General features: G+C 37.3%; 17 protein-coding genes. 10 read left to right on the top strand and 7 right to left on the bottom strand.

Annotation, left to right across the window (positions count from 1 at the left end):
• Nucleotide 1 precedes the first annotated feature (1 nt).
• The 8 genes from BLT95_RS08765 to BLT95_RS08730 all read left to right on the top strand — a co-directional run bounded on the left by BLT95_RS08765 (nt 2) and on the right by BLT95_RS08730 (nt 6,702).
• Nucleotides 2-1,606, top strand: coding sequence for a glycoside hydrolase family 32 protein (locus tag BLT95_RS08765; protein WP_089665721.1), 1,605 nt, complete (start codon nt 2-4; stop codon nt 1,604-1,606).
• 15 nt (nt 1,607-1,621) lie between these two features.
• Nucleotides 1,622-2,524 (top strand): carbohydrate kinase, encoded by a 903-nt coding sequence (locus BLT95_RS08760; protein ID WP_089665720.1) that lies wholly within the window; start codon nt 1,622-1,624, stop codon nt 2,522-2,524.
• A gap of 33 nt (nt 2,525-2,557) precedes the next feature.
• A complete protein-coding gene (locus BLT95_RS08755; protein WP_157718034.1) occupies nt 2,558-3,055 on the top strand; it encodes a hypothetical protein in 498 nt (165 codons plus the stop codon).
• Between the two features lie 21 nt (nt 3,056-3,076).
• Complete coding sequence (locus tag BLT95_RS08750) at nt 3,077-3,628, top strand: DUF4256 domain-containing protein (RefSeq protein ID WP_089665718.1); 552 nt, start codon at nt 3,077-3,079, stop codon at nt 3,626-3,628.
• 165 nt (nt 3,629-3,793) lie between these two features.
• Entirely contained in the window at nt 3,794-4,681 is an 888-nt protein-coding gene (locus BLT95_RS08745) for a hypothetical protein (RefSeq protein WP_089665717.1), read from the top strand.
• A gap of 83 nt (nt 4,682-4,764) precedes the next feature.
• Nucleotides 4,765-5,391, top strand: coding sequence for a CatA-like O-acetyltransferase (locus tag BLT95_RS08740; RefSeq protein ID WP_089665716.1), 627 nt, complete (start codon nt 4,765-4,767; stop codon nt 5,389-5,391).
• A 217-nt stretch (nt 5,392-5,608) separates the two neighbouring features.
• Nucleotides 5,609-6,244, top strand: a complete 636-nt coding sequence (locus BLT95_RS08735; RefSeq protein WP_089665715.1) for an acyloxyacyl hydrolase — start codon at nt 5,609-5,611, stop codon at nt 6,242-6,244.
• 275 nt (nt 6,245-6,519) lie between these two features.
• Entirely contained in the window at nt 6,520-6,702 is a 183-nt protein-coding gene (locus tag BLT95_RS08730) for a hypothetical protein (RefSeq protein WP_089665714.1), read from the top strand.
• 51 nt (nt 6,703-6,753) lie between these two features.
• Here the strand turns inward: BLT95_RS08730 and BLT95_RS08725 are convergent, their stop codons facing one another.
• Entirely contained in the window at nt 6,754-8,604 is a 1,851-nt protein-coding gene (locus BLT95_RS08725; RefSeq protein WP_089665713.1) for an adenylate/guanylate cyclase domain-containing protein, read from the bottom strand.
• A 13-nt stretch (nt 8,605-8,617) separates the two neighbouring features.
• Complete coding sequence (locus tag BLT95_RS08720; RefSeq protein ID WP_089665712.1) at nt 8,618-9,091, bottom strand: hypothetical protein; 474 nt, start codon at nt 9,089-9,091, stop codon at nt 8,618-8,620.
• 287 nt (nt 9,092-9,378) lie between these two features.
• Here BLT95_RS08720 and BLT95_RS08715 point away from each other — a divergent pair, with 287 nt between their 5' ends.
• Nucleotides 9,379-9,780 carry a hypothetical protein gene (locus BLT95_RS08715; protein ID WP_089665711.1) on the top strand — a complete coding sequence of 134 codons (402 nt, stop codon included), beginning with the start codon at nt 9,379-9,381 and terminating at the stop codon, nt 9,778-9,780.
• 203 nt (nt 9,781-9,983) lie between these two features.
• On the opposite strand, the gene BLT95_RS08710 is transcribed toward BLT95_RS08715, so the two are convergent.
• From BLT95_RS08710 to BLT95_RS08695, 4 genes are all read right to left on the bottom strand, one after another.
• A complete protein-coding gene (locus BLT95_RS08710; RefSeq protein ID WP_089665710.1) occupies nt 9,984-11,582 on the bottom strand; it encodes a sulfatase-like hydrolase/transferase in 1,599 nt (532 codons plus the stop codon).
• A gap of 135 nt (nt 11,583-11,717) precedes the next feature.
• Nucleotides 11,718-12,902 (bottom strand): efflux RND transporter periplasmic adaptor subunit, encoded by a 1,185-nt coding sequence (locus BLT95_RS08705; RefSeq protein ID WP_089665709.1) that lies wholly within the window; start codon nt 12,900-12,902, stop codon nt 11,718-11,720.
• 7 nt (nt 12,903-12,909) lie between these two features.
• Nucleotides 12,910-17,244: a CusA/CzcA family heavy metal efflux RND transporter gene (locus BLT95_RS08700; RefSeq protein ID WP_089665708.1), complete on the bottom strand. Its 4,335-nt coding sequence runs from the start codon at nt 17,242-17,244 to the stop codon at nt 12,910-12,912.
• A gap of 85 nt (nt 17,245-17,329) precedes the next feature.
• Entirely contained in the window at nt 17,330-17,635 is a 306-nt protein-coding gene (locus tag BLT95_RS08695) for a DUF6660 family protein (RefSeq protein WP_089665707.1), read from the bottom strand.
• Nucleotides 17,636-17,980: 345 nt separating this feature from the next.
• On the opposite strand from BLT95_RS08695, the gene BLT95_RS08690 reads away from it, so the two are divergent.
• Nucleotides 17,981-18,724: an SDR family oxidoreductase gene (locus BLT95_RS08690; protein ID WP_089666886.1), complete on the top strand. Its 744-nt coding sequence runs from the start codon at nt 17,981-17,983 to the stop codon at nt 18,722-18,724.
• A gap of 403 nt (nt 18,725-19,127) precedes the next feature.
• Here BLT95_RS08690 and BLT95_RS08685 read toward each other — a convergent pair whose 3' ends face one another.
• Nucleotides 19,128-20,243, bottom strand: a complete 1,116-nt coding sequence (locus tag BLT95_RS08685; RefSeq protein WP_089665706.1) for an alkene reductase — start codon at nt 20,241-20,243, stop codon at nt 19,128-19,130.
• Nucleotides 20,244-20,257: the final 14 nt, after the last annotated feature.

The raw sequence follows: 20,257 nt of genomic DNA, 5'->3' as shown, positions 1-20,257 counted from the left end.
TATGAGAAAGAATATCAAGACAGTAATCTTGTTTGCAGTATTTGGTTTTTTTGTGATCTCCTGTAAGAACGATACTAAAAATACCGAAAAAACCACCGATGAGAAAATTGCAAAAGCACAGAGCGACGAAGATTTTAGGCCAAATTTTCACTTTACTCCTGAAAAGAACTGGATGAACGATCCCAATGGGATGTTCTATTTAGACGGCACCTATCATTTATACTTTCAGTATTATCCAGATGACAATGTATGGGGGCCAATGCATTGGGGACACGCGACCAGTAAAGATATGATCACCTGGGAAGAGCAGGAGATCGCACTTTACCCTGATGAAAAAGGCTATATATTCTCTGGAAGCGCCGTAGTTGATAAAAACAATACTTCAGGTTTTGGTGAAGATGGGAAAACTCCTGTGGTCGCAATGTTTACCTATCACGATCCTGTAGGTGCTGAAAATAAAGAGGAAGATTACCAGTCTCAGGCCATTGCTTACAGCCTGGATGAAGGGATGACCTGGACAAAGTATAAGGGTAACCCCGTGATTCCAAATCCCGGAATTATAGATTTTAGAGATCCAAAAGTTACCTGGGACGATATTCATAAACAGTGGTTAATGGCGCTTGCCACCAGAGAGAAAACACTTTTTTACACCTCCCGGAACTTGAAAGAATGGAAGAAAGTTTCAGAATTTGGATCTGGAACAGGTGCTCATGATGGTGTGTGGGAATGTCCCGATTTCTTTCCCATGAGGGTTGAGGGAACCAATGAAACAAAATGGGTTCTAATACAGAGCCTGAATCCTGGAGGTTATAACGGCGGTTCTGGAACCCAGTATTTTGTTGGGAATTTTGACGGGAAGACATTTACGCCTGAGGAGAACATGAAAACTTTGCAAGAAAAACATAAATTCTGGATAGATTTTGGAAGAGATAATTATGCCGGTGTAACCTGGTCAAATATTCCTGAAAAGGATGATAGAAAGCTATTTATGGGATGGATGTCTAACTGGCTTTATGCTGAAGAGGTACCAACTAAAACCTGGAGAAGCGCGATGACGATCGCAAGAGAATTGAAATTAGTCAAAAAGAATGATACATATCTGGTGACTTCTAGTCCCGTTGAGGAACTAAAAAAATATCGATCTTCAGATATAAAAAAGGATAATCTACAGGTAGATTGGAATAGGGTGTTAGTTGATTCTTCTGAAATTGACCTTGCTAAGGCCGAGATTAAATTTAAAATAAATAATCTGAAGGAGACTACCTATAATTTCAGACTTTCCAATTCTGTTGGGGAAGAATTTATTGTTTCCTATAATCATTCTAAGAAACAATTTAATGTGAACAGGGCTCATGCCGGACAGACAGATTTTTCAGATAAATTTTCAGACAAGGATTCAACGGCTCCACGCATTTCTGATTCAGAAGATATGGAGGTGGTTCTCATTATTGATAAAACTTCTATAGAAATGTTCTTCGATAATGGAACAACGGTGATGACAGAAATTTTCTTTCCCAATCAACCATGGACTGAATTTTCTCTAAGCTCGGTAAATGAAACCTTCACTGTAAGTGGTATAGAGGCTTATGAACTTAAATTTAAATAGAAAGTAACGGTAGATATGAGTAAAAAAATAAAAGCAGTTTGTTTTGGAGAGATATTGTATGATATCTTTCCTGATATGGAAAGAATTGGTGGCGCACCGTTAAACGTAGCTAGCAGGTTGAGTAGTATGGGAGTAGATACTGAAATGATCAGTAAAATTGGTGTTGATGAAAAGGGAAATGAACTACTGAACTATCTACGTTCAAGAAATATAGAAACAGGAAATATTTTAAAGGATGAAAAGCATCCTACAGGGATGGTGAAGGTGAATCTTTCAGCAAGTGGTTCGGCGACTTATGAGATTACGTATCCTTCAGCATGGGATAAAATTGAATTGACAGATTCCATGATCAATTCGGTTAAGAATTCAGATGCTTTTATTTTTGGAAGTCTGATTTGCCGGGATGAGGTGAATAGGAAAACGCTGTTTCAGTTAATTCCAAAAGCGAAATACAGAGTTCTCGATTTTAATTTGCGTCCACCACATTATAGCATGGAACTTTTACTGGAGCTCATGCAGCATGCTGAATTTTTGAAATTCAACGATGATGAACTTTTTGAAATAACCAAAATGATGGGTTCTCAATACAATTCTTTAGAACAAAACCTACTCTTCATGGCTGTTAAATCGAATGCAAAAACTATTTGTGTGACTAAGGGAAGGCATGGAGCAGTATTATTGCATGATAAAAAAATGTATTATAACTCGGGTTACAAGGTTAAAGTGAAAGATACTGTTGGCGCAGGAGATTCTTTTCTTGGAACTTTGCTGGCAAAGCTTTTACAGGGAGAGAAGCCACAAGAGGCTTTAGATAAGGCTTGTGCCGTAGGAGCACTGGTGGCAGCCAAAGAAGGTGCAAATCCCGAGATTTCTGAAAAACTTCTAAGTCTTTTTATGAATCCCGTTAGCGCTAAATAAGTAATTAAAAGGCTTTCGTAGTACACCCAAATCATGTTTACTTTCAAAAAATCTATTTTTATAGTCTTAATTCTTATTGGATTTTCCGCTTGTTTTTCTAACAGATTAATGGAAAGGAATCCCGATCTTAAGATAGTGTCTAATAATGTTGAATATGAATTGTTAGTTGTTTCTCAGAACAATCAAATGAACAGCTATGGGCTTATTTTTAACGAAAGTTCTAAAAACACTTCAACTGGTGAATTTGGGAAATTATATTTAGCAACGCTGGAGATCAGGAATAAATCAAAGGAAGTGAAATCTGTTGATCTAAAAAATATTCTACTGTGTGATAAGAATAAAAACTGTCTGCCACCTGTAAGGTTTGATATTAAATCTGCCATTGATGCACATGCAAAAGAAATCTTAACTCTAGATGCGGGTGAAAAAAAAGGACGTGAGATTTATTATGCAGGTTCCAAATCATTTTTCCCGGGTTTCCTTCTCTTAAAGGATAGCGGTGACTTTGTTGAATTTGAATATAAAAAATAGGCCGGATTAAATTTTTAGAAAATGAAATTAACCAATGCGCAACAAGCTGAAATCTTAAATACCTTAAAAATTCGTTTTGAAGAAAACAGGCATCGGCATAAAGATCTTAAATGGGATCCTATTGAAATGAAATTGAAAAAGAACCCTGAAAAACTATGGTCTTTACAGGAAATGGAAATAACAGGTGGGGACCCAGATGTTGTGGATTTTGATTCTGAAAGTGAGCAGTATATTTTTTTTGATTGTTCCGCAGAAAGCCCGGATGGGCGTAGAAGTCTTTGCTATGATGAGAAGGCGTTAAAGGCAAGGAAAAAACACAAGCCTAGAAACAGCGCCATGGAAATAGCAAAAATTATGGGTGTTGAAATATTAAATGAAGCTGAATATAGAAAGCTGCAAGCTACAGGTAGTTTTGATACAAAAACTTCAAGCTGGTTAAAAACTCCCTCTAAAATAAGGAATTTGGGTGGTGCTATTTTTGCCGATTTTCGATATGGGCAGGTCTTTGTCTATCACAATGGTGCAGAGTCGTATTATGCGGGCAGAGGTTTTAGAGGTTCTCTAAAGGTTTGATCTGGTAGTTAATGTAACATTTTTGTTTAGTTTTTAAATGTTAAGTGTTGTATCACAGTTAGTTGAATATTTGTTGTAAATTGATAATTATAAGAGACGCCCTTCAGATTTTTTCCTTTCCGCTACTTATCCGGTAAACATAATTATCAATTAAAAACTACAATTATGAAACGGAGAAAATTTACAAAACTGGCAGGTCTCAGTATGATCGCCATTTCAGCTTCAGGATTTATTAAATTTGACGGATTGGGTTATGCCGGGGATTGCGAAACTACGTCAGATATTTTAGGACCTTTCTATAGACCAGATAGTCCGGTTAGAAATAATCTGGTGATTAAAGACATGCCTGGAGAGGTCGTTGAACTTTCAGGAGTCGTGAGACATAAAGACTGTAGTACTCCCTACAAAAATGCAAAAGTAGAATTGTGGCATTGTTCTAATGAGGAGGTGTACGATAATACAAGTGAAGAATTCAAGTATAGAGGAACCACGTATTGTAATGACAGCGGAAAGTATAAGTTTACTACTCAAATGCCGGTTCCCTATGATGTTGGAGGAGGGGAAATAAGGCCGGCTCATTTCCATATGATGTTTTCTGCGCCCGGATATCAAAGTTTGATCACCCAAATTTATTTTGAGGGAGATGATCATTTAGATGAAGACCCCTCTACGCTAAGTCCACGCGCAAAACGAAGAATTTTGAAAATAGACGATAGTGAAGAAATCCATAAAATAGTTTTTGACTGTAATATGAATGACAAGTTAAAGCCAACCAATACTGCACTGGAAAGTATTATTGGGAAGTTCAGAAATGTGGATACCGGTGAGATTAATGAGTTCTTTAAAAAAGATGGAGATCTATGGATTAGAAATGATGTTTTTGGTAAAGTGTTCACTTATACCGGAAAAAACACTTTTGAATATGACGGGCTTCCGGAAGGCATGTATGAGCGCCTGCAGTTCGATCTTAAAACTGGCGGGGAAGTATTGCTTAAAAAATCAACTTATTACGGGAGCGGAGATGAGATAGTCAGAAATTTCAAACGAATTTGAAAAAGCATATTTAAGATAGTTTAAATATTGTTCAAAATCATAATTTTGCAACTTCATAATAAAGCTGAAAATTTAAGCGAAAGATGAAGACAGAATTAGATATTTCCACCTGGAACAGGAAGGAGCATTTCGAGTTTTTTTCAAAATTTGAAGAATCATTTTTTGGAATTACCGTAGATGTTGATTGTAGCCTTGCGTATGAAAAAAGTAAAAAGGAGGGCATCTCTTTTTTTCTTTATTATCTATACCTTTCTTCTAAAGCCGTTAATTCTATAGAGCCATTTAAATATAGAATAGAAGATGATAAGGTTTTTATTTACGAAAAGATCAACGCATCTGCTACCGTTAGCAGGGACGATCATACTTTCGGTTTTTCACATATTGTTTTTGATGATGACCTGGACATTTTTCTTAAGAATGCTGAAAAAGAGATCAAACGTGTGAGAGCAGGAAAGGGATTAATGCTGGACAAGATCCGTCAGAATGAAGTGCACTATTCTGCATTGCCGTGGCTTAAATTTTCTTCCCTGTCACATTCAAGGGCTTTGGGAAAAGACGATAGTTGTCCTAAAATTTCATTTGGCAAGCTAACAGATGATGGTCATAAAAAGATCATGCCTGTTTCGGTACACGTGAACCACGCGCTCATGGATGGGTATCATGTTGGACTGTTCATAGATAAATTTCAAAAACTTCTGAATACTAAGTGAATAGGATGTATTCTGAAAAGTATAAATTAAAAATTGTAGTTTCAGGTCATTATATAACAGACTTGCTAACTTTAGTGAAAGAGTAACAATATAATTTTTGAAAAGAAATCTCAGAGTTTATTTCCTTAAAATACTTGTATGGCTTTTATATATTATATACCTAACCGTTGTTGATGAATTGCAGTTTCCTAAACATTCAGAACCCTAGATCTCATAAATGAAAAATATTCTAATCATTCTTCTGTTGATTGGAGGAATATCACTTATAAAGGCTCAGGAAGACCGTCCTTATGACGGTAAATTTTATAAGATGGGATTAAATATGGGCTTTGGGTCGGTAGATAATCCTGTTTTTTATGATGATGACTATTTTTACGAAGTTCATTTAAGAAAAATTCAAATTTATTATCGAATAAAGTCGGGAAGTGTCTTTGATTATGAGTTTATCTTCCAGCCAGAAGTGAATTTTGTAAGACACCAGCTTACAAGCGATAGATTTATCGTTGGAGGTCACCTGCTCTACGAAAGAAGGGAGGAAATGAAAACTTTGAAATCTTTCAATGAGTATTTTATGAATTTTGGAATGATCTTACGAAAGAGCATTAGAAAAGATTTAGATGTCTATTTCCTGGCAAGTATAGGCCCTGGATATATTGAGCGCACTACAGAGAGAATGGCAAAAGGAATTGGTTTTTCTGATAATATAGGCTTTGGCGCAAGCAAAAAACTGAATAACTTCTATATAGATTTAAGAATGGGGTATCGTCATCTTTCTAATGCAAATTTCAATGAAATTAATGATGGCTATGATATTATGGTAGCTGAAATAGGAGCAGGATTTTATTTGAATTAATATTAAGTGCTAACTTAAAGCGGTTTCTTAGGCTTATTGCACAGTCGTAAAAACGATCATTATTTAATATTGCCAACAATTAAGGTGTTGAGAAAGGTAATTTTGCAATGGAGAGCTGATTTTCAATATATAAGCGGTGCTTTTTTGTGAATTTTATTTCAAAAACGCATTAAATATTTAAATATTTCTTTAAGTTTACTACCCGAATTTGGTCTTATCTATAAAATGTTGTCCCTACTCCGCATTGTATTGCAGAGACCTGTAAACGCTAAGTCATGAATAAAGTAAGGATCGTGGGTGTAGGGAGCCTGATCGTTGGAATTGTTATCGGTTATTTTTTTAATAGAACAGATGTGCATTTGTTATCTGGAATGCTCATTGGGCTTGGAATAGGATGGCTTATTACAGGGAGATTTATGGTAGACTCAAAAGTTAGAAGATCCAGGATTAGGTCATAATAAAAGTCTTATTCAAAAAGGCTTCAAAGTAAAATTAACTCATTCCATTATTCAACCAGCTATTTTGTTTTCTTTTTCTCTAGCATGGTGAACGTAATACATTTTTAAAATTCTGCCGTTTTTAACTTCTACTTCTCCACGGTATTCACAATCGAACTTTCTTTTTATAAGCTCATAAGTGTTTTCTGAGATGTTTATCCTGCCAATATCTGAGTGAGATTCCATACGAGCAGCGATATTCACAGTATCGCCCCAAATATCGTATGCAAATTTTTTAGTGCCCACAACACCGGCAACTACCGGACCTGAATTTAAACCAATTCTTACATCAAAATCGGCATCATCATAAAGAGAGTTCTCCTTGGTTTCTTTTACAAATTGAATCATTTCGAAGGCAGCCATCAAGATTCTGGAGGCGTGATCTGGATTTGGAAATGGAAGTCCGCTGGCAGCCATATAACTGTCTCCAATGGTTTTTATTTTTTCAATATCATATTTCTCCATGATCTTGTCAAATTTGGAGAAATAGTAATCTATTGTTTTTATAAGTCTTTCTGGAGTAAGTTTTTCTGCTACTAGTGTGAATCTTTTAAAATCTGCAAAAAGTACAGTAACAGATTCAAATTTCTTCGCGCGAACTTTTCCATTTTTCTTTAATTCCCGGGCAGTTTCTTCAGGAAGGATATTCAATAACAATAGTTCAGAACGGTTTTTCTCTTTTTCTATGATCGCGCTGGTTCTTTTAATAAACCGGTTTCTGCGATAAAGTCCGAAAGCCAGCAAACAAATTAAAAAAGAAGCTATGGCAATAGATATTACTACCAACTGCTGATTTTTTCGCTGTTCACTTAACAGATCAACTTCGGCCTGTTTTTGAGCTACTTCATAATCTGCCCTGAGGCCGGCCATATTTTGTGCGGTAGAAACGTTGAGTACACTATCTTTATATACAATGTATTCTTTGTAGAAATAATAAGCTTCAGACATATTACCCGTCTTTTCGTAAAGTTGGGCAAGTTTTAAATTGGCTTCTCTAACTTCATTTTTAAAACCGTACATTTTTGCTAATTCTCTGCTTAAACTTGCGAATTCTATGGCGGTAGAGTCCTGGTCTTTTTCAGTATAGATATCAGACATTCCATTTAAAAACTCACAAATTGGAGAATAATCTTCTTCTTTTTCCAGCGTTTGAATGGCTTGTTTAATATTCTTTTCAGCTTCTTCATTTCTGCCTAATTTTGCAAAGGCAAGTCCTAAAGTGCCGGAACAGTATGCCAGGCCCAGGCTAAAATTGATATTTTCGAATATTACTTCAGCTTCTTCTAAGTATGAAATGGCTTTATCAATTTCATTATTTTTTAGATAGCCATCCCCGGCATTAAAAATTACAGAACCTAGCGTCAAAGAATCCTTTGTTCTTCTAAAAATTTCAATTGCTTCATTATAATAGTTGATAGACCTGTCGTGGTTCTTAGTAAGGGAATAGACATCTCCAAGAGTGACCTTTATCAGGCCTAACTCTTTTTCATTTTTTGCTACTGAAGCTGCTTTAAAGTAGCTTTCAAGGGCATCGCTAAAATCTCCTCTAGATGCCAGGGCATTCCCTTTTTGTAAATACCCCGAATATAAATAGCTGGAAGAGTCTTGTTTTTTCGCATGTTTAAGTAGCTCCTTCGAAAACTTTAATTTCATGTAGGGAGCTATTGTATTTTCGGCAAGGCCTTTTAAAACTTTTAGATCCTGTTTTGCTTTATTACTGGAATTATAAATTTTTTCAATACTATCTGCACGTGTTTGATCCTGAGAATAAGAAGCTATGGGTAACAGGATATTTAAGCAAAACAGGACTAAATTAATCCAATTATTGAATGTACAGGTATGTGATCCAGATGTATTAATCATCAATAAATGCTTGTTATTCTTGAGGTACAAGTTTGAGCTTTGGATCTATTCTATAAATATTCCCGGACTGCTGGCCTCTCTTAACTACCTCAAATTTTATGATGTATTTTTCATAATCACCGGGATTTCCATTTACAATGATACCCACAACAGCTCCCGGAGTATTATTATCGGTTAACCTCTTACTTTCAAAAAGGCTGGTCCCGTCTTCATAAATTATGGCCTTAATATATACGTGGTCACCATTACCATTTTCAGATCTGGCTTGCCATATCACCATATCACCCATTCTCACATTAGTAGTATATTCTTCGTTGCTAATATCATTGGGTTGACCAAAATTGCTCATCGTGTTGATGTTTTCCTGATTGATCTCCTGGGTATTGACCATCAGATTAATTTTAACCGGGTTTCCCTGAGCGTTAAGATGTTCACTGATAAAAATTAGACTAATGAATAAAATTAGAATTGTAGTTTTTGTTTTCATTATTAAATATTTTGGTTGGTAAAATATCGTAGGGAAATGTTCGGGGTAGAAACCTGTAAATCAGATAAATAAAATAGGGATTGTCTAATTTAGTCTTTTTTCTTGATTAAAAACTAATTAAGCGGCTGTAAGTTAGATACTTGTGTGTGTTTAGGCAACCAGTATCAAGATGAGAAAAGCAGTAGATATAAGGTGATTTTCGATAAATATGCCGAGGCATAAGAATAAAAAAGCAAATATGACTATCTTCAGAACATGATCTTCTAATTCATTTAAATATTCCTAAAATGAGAATTATCATATTCATTCTAATTGGCCTGATAAGTGTTTTTAGCTATTCACAGAAAACTTCAGAAATTTCAACGATAGATTTTGTGGAGGTTTTAAATGATCATAAAGAAGAAGCATTGTTTTATTATCAGAAAAACTGGAAAGAACTTCGTGAAAGCGCAGTAAAAGAAGGATATATTTCATCTTTTGAAATGCTGGAAACATCTCCAGGTTTAGAATATCCCATTAGTTTTATTTTAATCACTACCTATGCCGGGAAGGAGCAATATGATCTTAGGGAAAAGCATTTTGCTGAACTTATCAAAGCCAAAGGAAGTTTGGATCTTTTAAATGAGAAAAAGCCGGATGAATTTAGAAAAACTCTTTTCAGTAAGGAAAACGTAGTTCGCATAAAATAATTGAAAATACTGAAGCCAGAAAGTAGGTTTGGGATGAATGCTAACTTTTTTATCTAATTTCGGGCAGACTTTTTTGATATCTATTTCTATCCCTCAAATTCTGAAGACCTTTGCCATTTCCAGATGTTTTAAACCCCATATTGTGTGTTGGAAATGTCATTAATTTCATGAAAAGTTCATTAAAATTTAATATAACATGTCAATTATCTTACCTTAAAAGCCTTTGTAGTCCTGGGTTCAATAGTTTCAGTGTCATGATCATTATATTTTAAAAATTTTGTTCTTAAACGTTTTACTGTTTCTGAATAATTCTCATCTTCAATAAGATTTTGTTCCTGAGAAAGGTCATTAGATAGATCGTAAAGTTCTGTTGCCTTATTATCCCGATCCACCACAAGTACGAGATCGCCCTGTCTTATTGCTCCTGTGAATGCGAAACCTGCCTGGTAGATTATAAAATCATGAAGAGGATCTTCTTCAGATTGTTTTCCGGTAAAAATGGACATTAAGGAAGAGCTGTCTTTCGCCTGATCTTCCTGCATATTCTGTTGGGTAAACTCATACATGGTGGCTACCCAGTCGTGACCAATTATTGTTTGGTCTGAAACTGTTCCGGGTTTTATAACAGATCCTTCGGAGGTTCCATCACCCCAGCTTGCGATAAACGGAACACGGTGCCCTCCTTCATAAATAGAAGCTTTGTAGTCTCTAAGAACACCATTATTGTCGTGTTCGGGATTACCATAATGGGTAACGTTTGGCCATAAAGCCCCATTATCGCTGGTGAAAATAATGAGTGTAGTTTCCAGAATTCCTTCCTCTTTTAATTTATTCATGATCTTCCCAACCTGCAAATCCAGTTCGTAAAGTACGTCTGAAGTCATGGCGCCAGTCTTCCCATAAACCTGCTCATCGATGTTTTCCGGATTTCCATCAAAATCGAATGGGGGAGAATGAGGAACATGAATTGCCTGAGAAGAATAATATAGAAGAAAGGGTTGATCATTTCCACTCTCTTTATTTGTCGTTAAATGTTGATCTATAAAATTGACTGCTCCATTGGAAAGAATGATGCCGGCCTGGCTCGAATCATAATCTTCATCTCCTCTGGCGGGAACTCTGCCGGCTTCTACAATTTCTGAAAGTCCGTTGCCGCTCACCTTGTAAAAGCCATTCTTCAATAACCTGGTACTTTCATTGGTGGCCGGATTATCAGGATCTACAGGGCGGTATTTACCATTTTCGAAATACGCATAAGGTTCATGCTGAATTCCGCTAAGAAGTCCCAACCAGTAATCAAAACCGTGCTTGTTTAACCCGTCTTCAACCCCACGGCTATAATCCATGGTATTTATTTTTTCCTTTTCCCTAATAAGATTTCCATCAGTATCATAAACGTCACCACCTAAATGCATTTTTCCGAAGAAAGCTGTCTTATAACCTGCATTCTGCATGATCTCCCCAACGGTAATATGTCTTCCTGCTTTGGTTCTGTCGCCATTTACACTAAATGCTGAACTATTGTTTACATCCCAGGATCCGCCCGGTCTGCCATTTCTATAGGGATAACTTCCGGTTAATAAACTAAATCTTGATGGTGCACATAATGCAGCTGGTGAATGAGCATCTGTAAAACGCATTCCCATTCTTGCAAGGCTATCAATATTAGGAGTGGGTACAGTGCCGCCATCAATCCCCAGATTGGTATAACCAACATCATCGGCAAGAATAAAAACGACGTTGGGAAGTTTTCTCTCCGAAGTATTTTGCTGACAGAAACTTATAAAGCTTATAAAAAACATACTGAGGACCAATAATTGTCGCCATTTTGGGAAGTAAAATATTTGCAGGATCTCTAGATTTAAGAAATTACAAAATACAAAAAAGCCGACTTAATTAAGCCGGCTTTACTATTCTTGAGAAACTTTGGGTTTAAATTAATGACTGTGACCGCCTTCACCTTTTTGCATTTCAGCCATTAAATAGTAAGCATTGTTATAGCTTATCTCGGCTTGCTCCGCTACCTGGTTTAATAAATCTACCTGTATCCAGCCAGAATCTTCCGCACCGATTCTTACCTCCACAGGTTTAAAACTCCAGTCGTTTCCTTCTTTTTCAACCGTAAAAATAAAATGCTTTCCATTATCTCGTACAATAGCATCTTCTGGCAATGCTGTTGTTTCCTCATTTTGGATGAGAATACGCCCTCTTACATACATTCCCGGAATAAGATTTTCAGGTTTGTCCTTAATTTCAGCATGGGCATGGAGCGCCTTGGGATCGTTTTCGAAGGTCTTACTTATGGATAGGATTTCCGCAGTCAATTCGGTTCCCGGAAGAGATTCCACGGTAAATTTGACGGTTTGCCCCTGTTTTACTTTTGAAACATCTTTTTCAAATACCATAAGATCTACATGAACATGATGGGTGTTAACAATCTCAAATAAATTGGTTTGGGCCTCTACGAATTGTCCTGTTTTGATATTTACTTTTTGAACAGCCCCTTCTATAGGACTTACTAGGGGAACGTTTTTCTGAATATTTCCGCTTAAAATAGAAGAGGGGTTTAGATTCAGTATTTCTACCTGCGATCTTAGTCCGTTATACCTCCCTTGAGCACTCTTAAGACTGGCTTCAGATCTTTGAAATAATTCTCCTGAACCTACACCTGCCTCGTAAAGTTTTTCCTGTCTTTCAAATTCCTTTTCTTTCAGTTCCATATCGTTGAAGGAATTCAGAAATTCACTTTGAATTTCAAAAATATCAGGATGTGAAATATAAGCAAGAACCTGTCCTTTTTTTACATTTTCTCCTTCTATCACCAGAATTTTGGTAATGTTAGCACCAAAAACAGTAGTAACGCTTGCTTCGCTCTGCGGTGGTACTTCAAGTTCGCCATTTACCTCTACATATCCGCTCATTACCCTTCCTTGGAGACTGCCTTTCTTGATATCTAAAGCCTCATATTGCTCCTGGCTAATCATAACTTCCGTAGGAGTTGATGCTGAAGTGTTTTCCTTTTTTTTCGAGGAATTTTCAGTGTTTTCAGCTTCTTTCTTCTCTCCGCATGCAATGAAGATCCAAAAAGGGAGTGCGATTAATATTAATGATCTTATTTTCATTTTTTTCTTATTTGTTGCTTTGGAAATATTCTAATTCGGCAAGGGCAATCCCGTAATTTTTAAGGGCTTCGAGAGCCTTTAATTCGGTTTGCAAAGCGCTATCAAGATTCTGTATCAGGGAAACATACGAGATGGCACCTTCATTAAAAGCCAGCAGGGAACCGCTGATCTGTTCTTTAACCAATTCAAGCCCCTCATTCTGGTAATAGCTCCAGGTTTCCTGCCACTTCTTATAATTCTGAATGGCGATGGCATATTCACTTTCTATCCTTTTTTTGTGATATTCCAGTTCGGTTTCGGCTATTTGTCTATCAAGTTTTGAAGTTTTTACCGCTGCATAGCTTTCTCCTGAAAGTAACGGAATAGAAATTCCTGCCTGGAAGCTTCTGAATCCTGAATTGTTGTTTACCTCTTGTATGCCATATTGTAAATTTAGATCTGGCAAAAATTCAGCAGCCGCTTTTGTTTTTTCCGCTTTTGTAACCTTTATCTTTTGTTGAGAAATATTCAAAACTGGATGATTCCTAAAGTCATTTTTATCTTCAATCATCAATTCTTCTTTCTCGAAATTAGAGGTATTCGGAATTGTATATTTCGTATCATCGGCAAACCAGAGTCGGAGATTCGTCAATGCAGCCTGGTATTCATTTAAAGCCTGATTCGTCTCCAAACTTATCTCTTTGGCTTTATTGGTAGCGGTTAACCGTTCCAGATTCGAAATTGCTTCAACCTCATATCTTAGATCAACTGCTTTTTGAAATTTCTGGTAAACCGAATCCAGTCTCTTTAGAAGCAAATATTTACGTTTGGCGTAATAAGCAGTGGTCCATGTAATTTGAACCTGTTTGGTAACTTCAAGCTTTGAAAGGTCAAAAGCCGATTCTGTAAGCCGCACTTTTTCTTTCTGAAGTTTTGATTTTGGTGCAATCCCAAAAATATCGATTCCCTGTTGCTGAAAGCCGATTTTTGTGTAAATCCCAACATCATCGTTCAGTTCTTCACCACCGGTAAATATCTGAGTATTCCCCAGGTCCCAGGCACTGATCTTATTAGCTTTTTGACGTTCTATTTCCAGTCTTTTTTTCTGAAGTAATGGATAATCTTCTATGGCTTTGCTCACGGCATCCTTTCTACTTATCTCTAATGAAGTTTCCTGAGCATTGAATTTATTAGGGATCAATAAGCAGGATAAGATCATCGCTCCAGCTAAAACCGGTTTTTTAATTTTCATCTTTCCTGAATTTTCTTCGATCCATTTATAAAGGATAGGTAAAATAATAAGGGTTAGAAGTGTTGAAGTGATCAATCCTCCAATAACCACTGTAGCCAGAGGTCGTTGCACTTCTGCACCTGCCGAAGCTGAAACCGCCATTGGTAAAAATCCGAGAACATCCGTAAGTGCAGTGAGCATAATGGGTCTTATTCTTCTTTTGGTTCCCAGGCGTATTCTTTCCCCGAGATCGTTCACACCATCGGCTTTCAATTCATTTAAACCGCTAATTAAAACGAGTCCGTTTAAAACAGCTACTCCAAAAAGAACAATAAAACCGACTCCGGCAGAAATACTGAAAGGCATGCCGCGAAGCCAAAGCGCAAATACCCCGCCTATTGCCGCCAAAGGAATGGCCATATAGATCATGGTAGTTTGCTTAAAAGATTTTAATGCGAAATAAATAAAAATGAAAATAAGCAGCAGCGCTATGGGAACAACGAGTTGTAATCGCTTACTGGCTCTTTCAAAATTCTCAAACGCTCCACCGTACCTTATATAATAGCCGGGCGGTAATTGCAATTCTGCATCCAGTTTTTCCTGAATATCCTCTACTACAGATTTTACATCACGATCACGGATGTTAACCCCAACATAAGTTCTTCTCTGGGTATTATCACGACTTATCTGCATGGGGCCGGGCAGGTAACTTATTTCGGCTACCTCTTTAAGTGGGATCTGACTACCGGACGGCAGACTTACATATAGATTTCGAATATTGCGGATATCTTTTCGCTGACTCTCGGTAAGACGCACCACCAGATCAAATTTCTTTTCCCCGTCGAAGATCACTCCGGCTTTTCCGCCCGCAAATGCCGACTGGATCAATGAATTCAACTCATTTACATTCAGGCCGTACTGGGCGAGCTTATTTCGGTTATAATCTACCGTGATCTGTGGTAAGCCAACAGTTGCTTCTACCTTCATATCGCCAACACCTTCAACCTGACTAATTAAAGAACCCATTTCTTGGGCCTTTTCAGCAAGGACATTTAAATCTTCTCCATAAAGTTTGACGGCAATATCTTCCCGAACTCCGGTAAGTAATTCGTTAAAACGCATCTCCACAGGTTGCGTGAATTCATAACTAACTCCCGGAACAGTTTTCAGTTTCTCCTTGATCTTGGAAATCAGTTCATCTTTAGTTTCTGCAGAGACCCATTCAGATCTTGGTTTTAAAATGATAAAACTATCCCCAATATCCATTGGCATAGGATCTGTCGGCACGTCTGAGACACCAAACCTGGTGACTACCTGTTCAATTTCAGGAAATTCGTCTAACAAAAGAGCCTCGATTTTAGTAGAGGTTTTGATACCTTCAGTTAAAGAGCTCCCGGGTTTTTGAATAATATGATAGGCAATGTCGCCTTCATCAAGTTGGGGAATAAATTCTCCTCCCATTCTGGTAAATATTAAAACGCTGATCAATAATAAGCCTAGAGCAGCTCCTACAAGAATTTTTGCATGCCCCAGCGACCATTTAAGAACAGGTTCATATTTGTTCTGAAGCCAGAGAATTGCTCTGTCTCCCCATGACTTTTTAGTGTTTTTACTTTCCTTTAAAAACATCGCTGAAACCATTGGAACATAGGTAAGACAAAGGATCATAGCCCCGATCATGGCGAAAATAAAGGTTAATGCCATAGGTCTGAACATTTTTCCTTCAACACCTTCTAAGGCTAAAATGGGTAGAAAAACGATCAGGATAATAAGCTGACCAAAAAATGCTGAATTCATCATCTTTTTGGAGGAAGAGGCTGCGATCTCATCCCGATCTTTTTGATTGATCTTTTTATTCCTTCCAATTCTTTGAGAAATAATAAAGACGGTGCTTTCCACAATGATCACGGCGCCATCCACAATAATTCCAAAATCGATAGCACCCAGACTCATAAGGTTGGCCCAGACGTCAAAGACATTCATTAAAATGAATGCGAATAGTAGCGATAGTGGGATCGTGGAGGCAACGATTAATCCGCCGCGCCAGTTTCCGAGCAAAATGATGAGAACAAAGATCACAATAAGTCCCCCTTCAATTAAATTCTGGGTAACTGTTGAGGTAGTATCCGAAATGAGCTCACTCCTGTCCAGAAATGGTTTTATGGAAACTCCGTCTGGCAGTGATTTTTGAATCTGAGTGATCCTGTCTTTCACATTTTCAACAACTTCATTAGAATTTGCTCCTTTCAGCATCATCACCATTCCGCCCACAGTTTCTCCCTGTCCGTTTTTGGTTAGCGCTCCATATCTAACGGCGCTGCCAATTTTTACTTCCGCGATATTATCTATGGTGATAGGAATCCCTTCAGAATTCTGGATTACGATATTTTTTATATCTGAAATGTTTCTGGCCAGGCCTTCACCACGAATAAAGTTTGCCTGATGGTTCTTTTCAATATAAGCGCCACCAGTGTTCTGGTTATTTTTTTCGAGGGCCGTAAATACATCGGAGATTGTTAAACCAATAGCTCGTAATTCTTCAGTATTAACGGCAACTTCAAATTGCTTGATCTTGCCTCCAACGCCATTGACTTCAACCACGCCGGGAACCATGGCCATTTGTCGTTTTACGATCCAGTCCTGAATGGTCCTTAGTTCCGTAGGAGAATATTCATCTTTAAATTCTTCTTCAACTTCAAGAGTATATTGGAATATTTCGCCAAGACCCGTAGAAATTGGCCCCATGGAAGGTTGCCCAAATCCTTTGGGAATTTCTTCCCGAACACTGTTTAGTTTTTCACTTACCAGTTGCCGTGGAAGATAGGTTCCCATATCGTCTTCAAAAACGATAGTAACTACAGAAAGTCCGAACCGGGATACCGATCTAATTTCCATTACCCCGGGTAGGTTGCTCATTTCGATCTCTACAGGATAGGTGACAAACTGTTCAATATCCTGGGTTCCAAGATTAGGTGCCTGGGTGATCACCTGTACCTGATTATTGGTAATATCGGGTTGAGCATCTATAGGGACTTTAATCATGCTCCATATTCCTGCGACGATCAAAACGCAGGTTAACAACCCAATAATAAATTTATTATTGATTGAAAAATCAATGATTCTGTTGATCATAAAATTTTGATTTGAATTCAGTAAATCTGCTTAAAAAGGAAAATTTTCCTAAAAAAAATGGACATAGCTGTCCTATAAAACTGAATTAAATACGCGGAGGCTGAAAGTGTGTGTCTGGAATTTCTATTCCAGATTCTGAATTTCTTTCAATAATTAAAGTTGAAGCCTGAATATCAAGCTCTTCAGATTCCATGGTGTCAATCTTCAGTATATGAATATGGCAACAGTGGCACTGGCAAAAGGGGGAGCAGAGATCTGCACCGGTTTCCTGTTCCGATTCAAGACTTGAAACCTGTTCAATACTAATTTCTTCTTTATTGGCATCATCCTCACAAGGAACTACAGTAAGTCCTATCAAATAAATGGATAATATGATGCTTAGTAATTTCACGTTACAAATATAGGAATTACAAAATGCAATGGTATTGCAAATAAACAATATGCTTTTTTAAAAATTTTCAGCCTCGATATAGAATTTGACGGAAACCTTCGTCTAAAAGGAAAAACCGAAACTACAAAATCTTCAGCGTAAACAGGATCTAGTTTCTTCTGTTAGTTTCCGCCTGCCAATCCAGAGCCGAAATTTCATTTATTTAAAACCCTCTTAAGGATTCTTCTTGATCTAGGTTAAGGAAACAGGTTAAACTATTTATAATCATCACTATTAGCCCGAATTCCTGATATCTGAGCCCTAATTTTGACTTCTCAAGGAATCATAAATTAAAATTTTAGAATGATGGAAGATAATATTAAAGGGAAAGTAGTAATTATAACTGGAGGAAGTAGTGGACTAGGAGAAGATACCGCCCGACATTTAGCTTCTAAAGGAGCTAAAGTAGTCATCGCTGCCAGACGTAAGGAAAAACTGGAAGCTATTGCCGAAGACATTAAGAAAAACGGAGGGGAAGCATTGGTAGTGAAAACCGATGTGACTAATAGAAAGGAAGTGAAAAACCTTATAGATACCGCCAAAAAAGAATTGGGAAAAATTGATGTGCTTATCAACAATGCCGGCTTAATGTCTATCGCACCAATAGCAGAGGATAAAGTAGAAGAGTGGGATAAAATGATAGACATCAATGTGAAAGGTGTGCTTTACGGAATTTCTGCTGCATTGCCGGTATTCCAGGAGCAGGGACACGGACATTTTATCAACCTGTCTTCAGTTGCGGGGATTAAAGTATTTAGCCCGGGCGGAACTGTATATAGCGGAACCAAGTATGCGGTAAGAGCAATTTCTGAAGGATTAAGACATGAAGTTGGTGGAAATATTAGAACTACTACCATTGAACCTGGAGCTATAGATTCTGAATTGAAATTTGGAAGCAGCCATGATGAAAGTTCAGAGAATGTAAAGGAATTTTACAAGCAGGCGATCCCCGGAGATTCTATTGCCAGAGCTATTGCTTATGCAATTGAACAACCGAACGATGTAGATGTGAATGAGATCGTGATTAGACCAACGGTTCAGGAATTCTAGATTTTTGAAATAGTTTGAATTGTACAATGAAAAAGTCCTTTAGAAAATGATCTAAAGGACTTTTTTTGTAGTATGATTAGTTAACTGTGGAGTCTTGTAACATCATAAACAACGTCATCCTGAATTTATTTCAGGATCTCATCTAATTGTTGATGAAATTTAATTAGAAGCTGAATCAAGTTCAGCTTGACGACTAGAAACTTTTTTATAGTATGTTTAGTTATCTGCAAAGTCTTATGCCATCATAAACAATGTCATCCTGAATTTACTTCAGGATCTCACCAAATTGAAAATCAAATTCAATTAGAAGCTGAATCAAGTTCAGCTTGACGAATATGTAGACCTATAAAAAAAGTCCTTTAGAAATGATCTAAAAGACTTTTTTATAACTGATATTTTAAAATTAATTAAGAACTCCTTCTCTTTCTGTTTTTACTTTATAATCTGTATATCCTTTTTTACCACCAGAATAAAAAGTATCCTCATCCCATGCATCCAATTCTACATTCTGAGCGAATCTTTCAGCTAGATCTGGATTGGAAATAAATGGTTTTCCAAAGGCCACAAGGTCTGCTTCTCCATCTTCAATAACTGTATTCCCTTTTTGCTGATCAAAATTGGAATTAATCATCAAGGTTCCGTTATAGATCGGGCGATAGCGTTTAGCAATATCTGTTTCAGCAAAAGAAATGTCTGAAACATCTGTAAAAGGTTCTGAAAGGTGCAGGTAAGAAAGATCATATTCATTCAGTTTCTTAACGATATAATCGAAGGTTGGAATTGTTTCTTCATCCATCGTCATCCCGAAAATTCCGTGCATGGAAGGATTTAAACGAATTCCAATACGATTCTCTGGCATCACTTCTTTAACAGCATCCAGCACCTCAAAAAGAATTTTTGCCCTGTTCTCTATGCTTCCGCCATACTCATCATTTCTATGATTGGAAGTTGCATTAAAGAACTGGTGAAAAAGATATCCGTTAGAAGAATGAATTTCTACTCCGTCAAAACCAGCGTCCATGGCATTCCTGGCAGCCTGTTTAAAATCTGCGATCGTTTGCTGAATGTCTTCAATGGTCATTTCTCTTGGCGCCACCGTATCTTTAAAGCCTTCCGGAGTAAAAGATTTGGCGTTTGGATTTACCGGGGAAGGGGCCAGGGGCAACTCACCGCCGTGAAAATCTGGATGGGACATCCTGCCCACATGCCAGAGCTGAATAAAGATTTTTCCATCGGCCTCGTGAACCGCTGAGGTAACTTCTTTCCATCCTTCAACCTGCTCCTGAGAATGGATCCCGGGTGTATTTATATAACCAACGGCATCTTTAGAGATCTGTGAACCTTCAGAAATGATAAGACCTGCGCTTGCACGCTGCTTATAATATTCTGCATGTAGTTCACGGGAAGGTTTTTTCTCCTCGTTATCTGCACGGCCACGCGTCATAGGGGCCATTACTACACGGTTCTTTAATTCTAAATCGCCTAATTTATAAGTTTTTAAAAGTGCTTGTGTACTCATGTTTTTTTCTTCAA

Source organism: Gramella sp. MAR_2010_147, from assembly GCF_900105135.1.
GTDB lineage: Bacteria > Bacteroidota > Bacteroidia > Flavobacteriales > Flavobacteriaceae > Christiangramia.
This window is presented reverse-complemented; position numbering and strand designations above follow the sequence as displayed.

Bases quoted from the DNA above. Each gene is read 5' to 3' on its own strand.
- BLT95_RS08765 (WP_089665721.1), top strand. From the start codon at position 2: ATGAGAAAGAATATCAAGACAGTAATCTTGTTTGCAGTATTTGGTTTT.
- BLT95_RS08760 (WP_089665720.1), top strand. From the start codon at position 1,622: ATGAGTAAAAAAATAAAAGCAGTTTGTTTTGGAGAGATATTGTATGAT.
- BLT95_RS08755 (WP_157718034.1), top strand. From the start codon at position 2,558: ATGTTTACTTTCAAAAAATCTATTTTTATAGTCTTAATTCTTATTGGA.
- BLT95_RS08750 (WP_089665718.1), top strand. From the start codon at position 3,077: ATGAAATTAACCAATGCGCAACAAGCTGAAATCTTAAATACCTTAAAA.
- BLT95_RS08745 (WP_089665717.1), top strand. From the start codon at position 3,794: ATGAAACGGAGAAAATTTACAAAACTGGCAGGTCTCAGTATGATCGCC.
- BLT95_RS08740 (WP_089665716.1), top strand. From the start codon at position 4,765: ATGAAGACAGAATTAGATATTTCCACCTGGAACAGGAAGGAGCATTTC.
- BLT95_RS08735 (WP_089665715.1), top strand. From the start codon at position 5,609: ATGAAAAATATTCTAATCATTCTTCTGTTGATTGGAGGAATATCACTT.
- BLT95_RS08730 (WP_089665714.1), top strand. From the start codon at position 6,520: ATGAATAAAGTAAGGATCGTGGGTGTAGGGAGCCTGATCGTTGGAATT.
- BLT95_RS08725 (WP_089665713.1), bottom strand. From the start codon at position 8,604: ATGATTAATACATCTGGATCACATACCTGTACATTCAATAATTGGATT.
- BLT95_RS08720 (WP_089665712.1), bottom strand. From the start codon at position 9,091: ATGAAAACAAAAACTACAATTCTAATTTTATTCATTAGTCTAATTTTT.
- BLT95_RS08715 (WP_089665711.1), top strand. From the start codon at position 9,379: ATGAGAATTATCATATTCATTCTAATTGGCCTGATAAGTGTTTTTAGC.
- BLT95_RS08710 (WP_089665710.1), bottom strand. From the start codon at position 11,582: ATGTTTTTTATAAGCTTTATAAGTTTCTGTCAGCAAAATACTTCGGAG.
- BLT95_RS08705 (WP_089665709.1), bottom strand. From the start codon at position 12,902: ATGAAAATAAGATCATTAATATTAATCGCACTCCCTTTTTGGATCTTC.
- BLT95_RS08700 (WP_089665708.1), bottom strand. From the start codon at position 17,244: ATGATCAACAGAATCATTGATTTTTCAATCAATAATAAATTTATTATT.
- BLT95_RS08690 (WP_089666886.1), top strand. From the start codon at position 17,981: ATGGAAGATAATATTAAAGGGAAAGTAGTAATTATAACTGGAGGAAGT.
- BLT95_RS08685 (WP_089665706.1), bottom strand. From the start codon at position 20,243: ATGAGTACACAAGCACTTTTAAAAACTTATAAATTAGGCGATTTAGAA.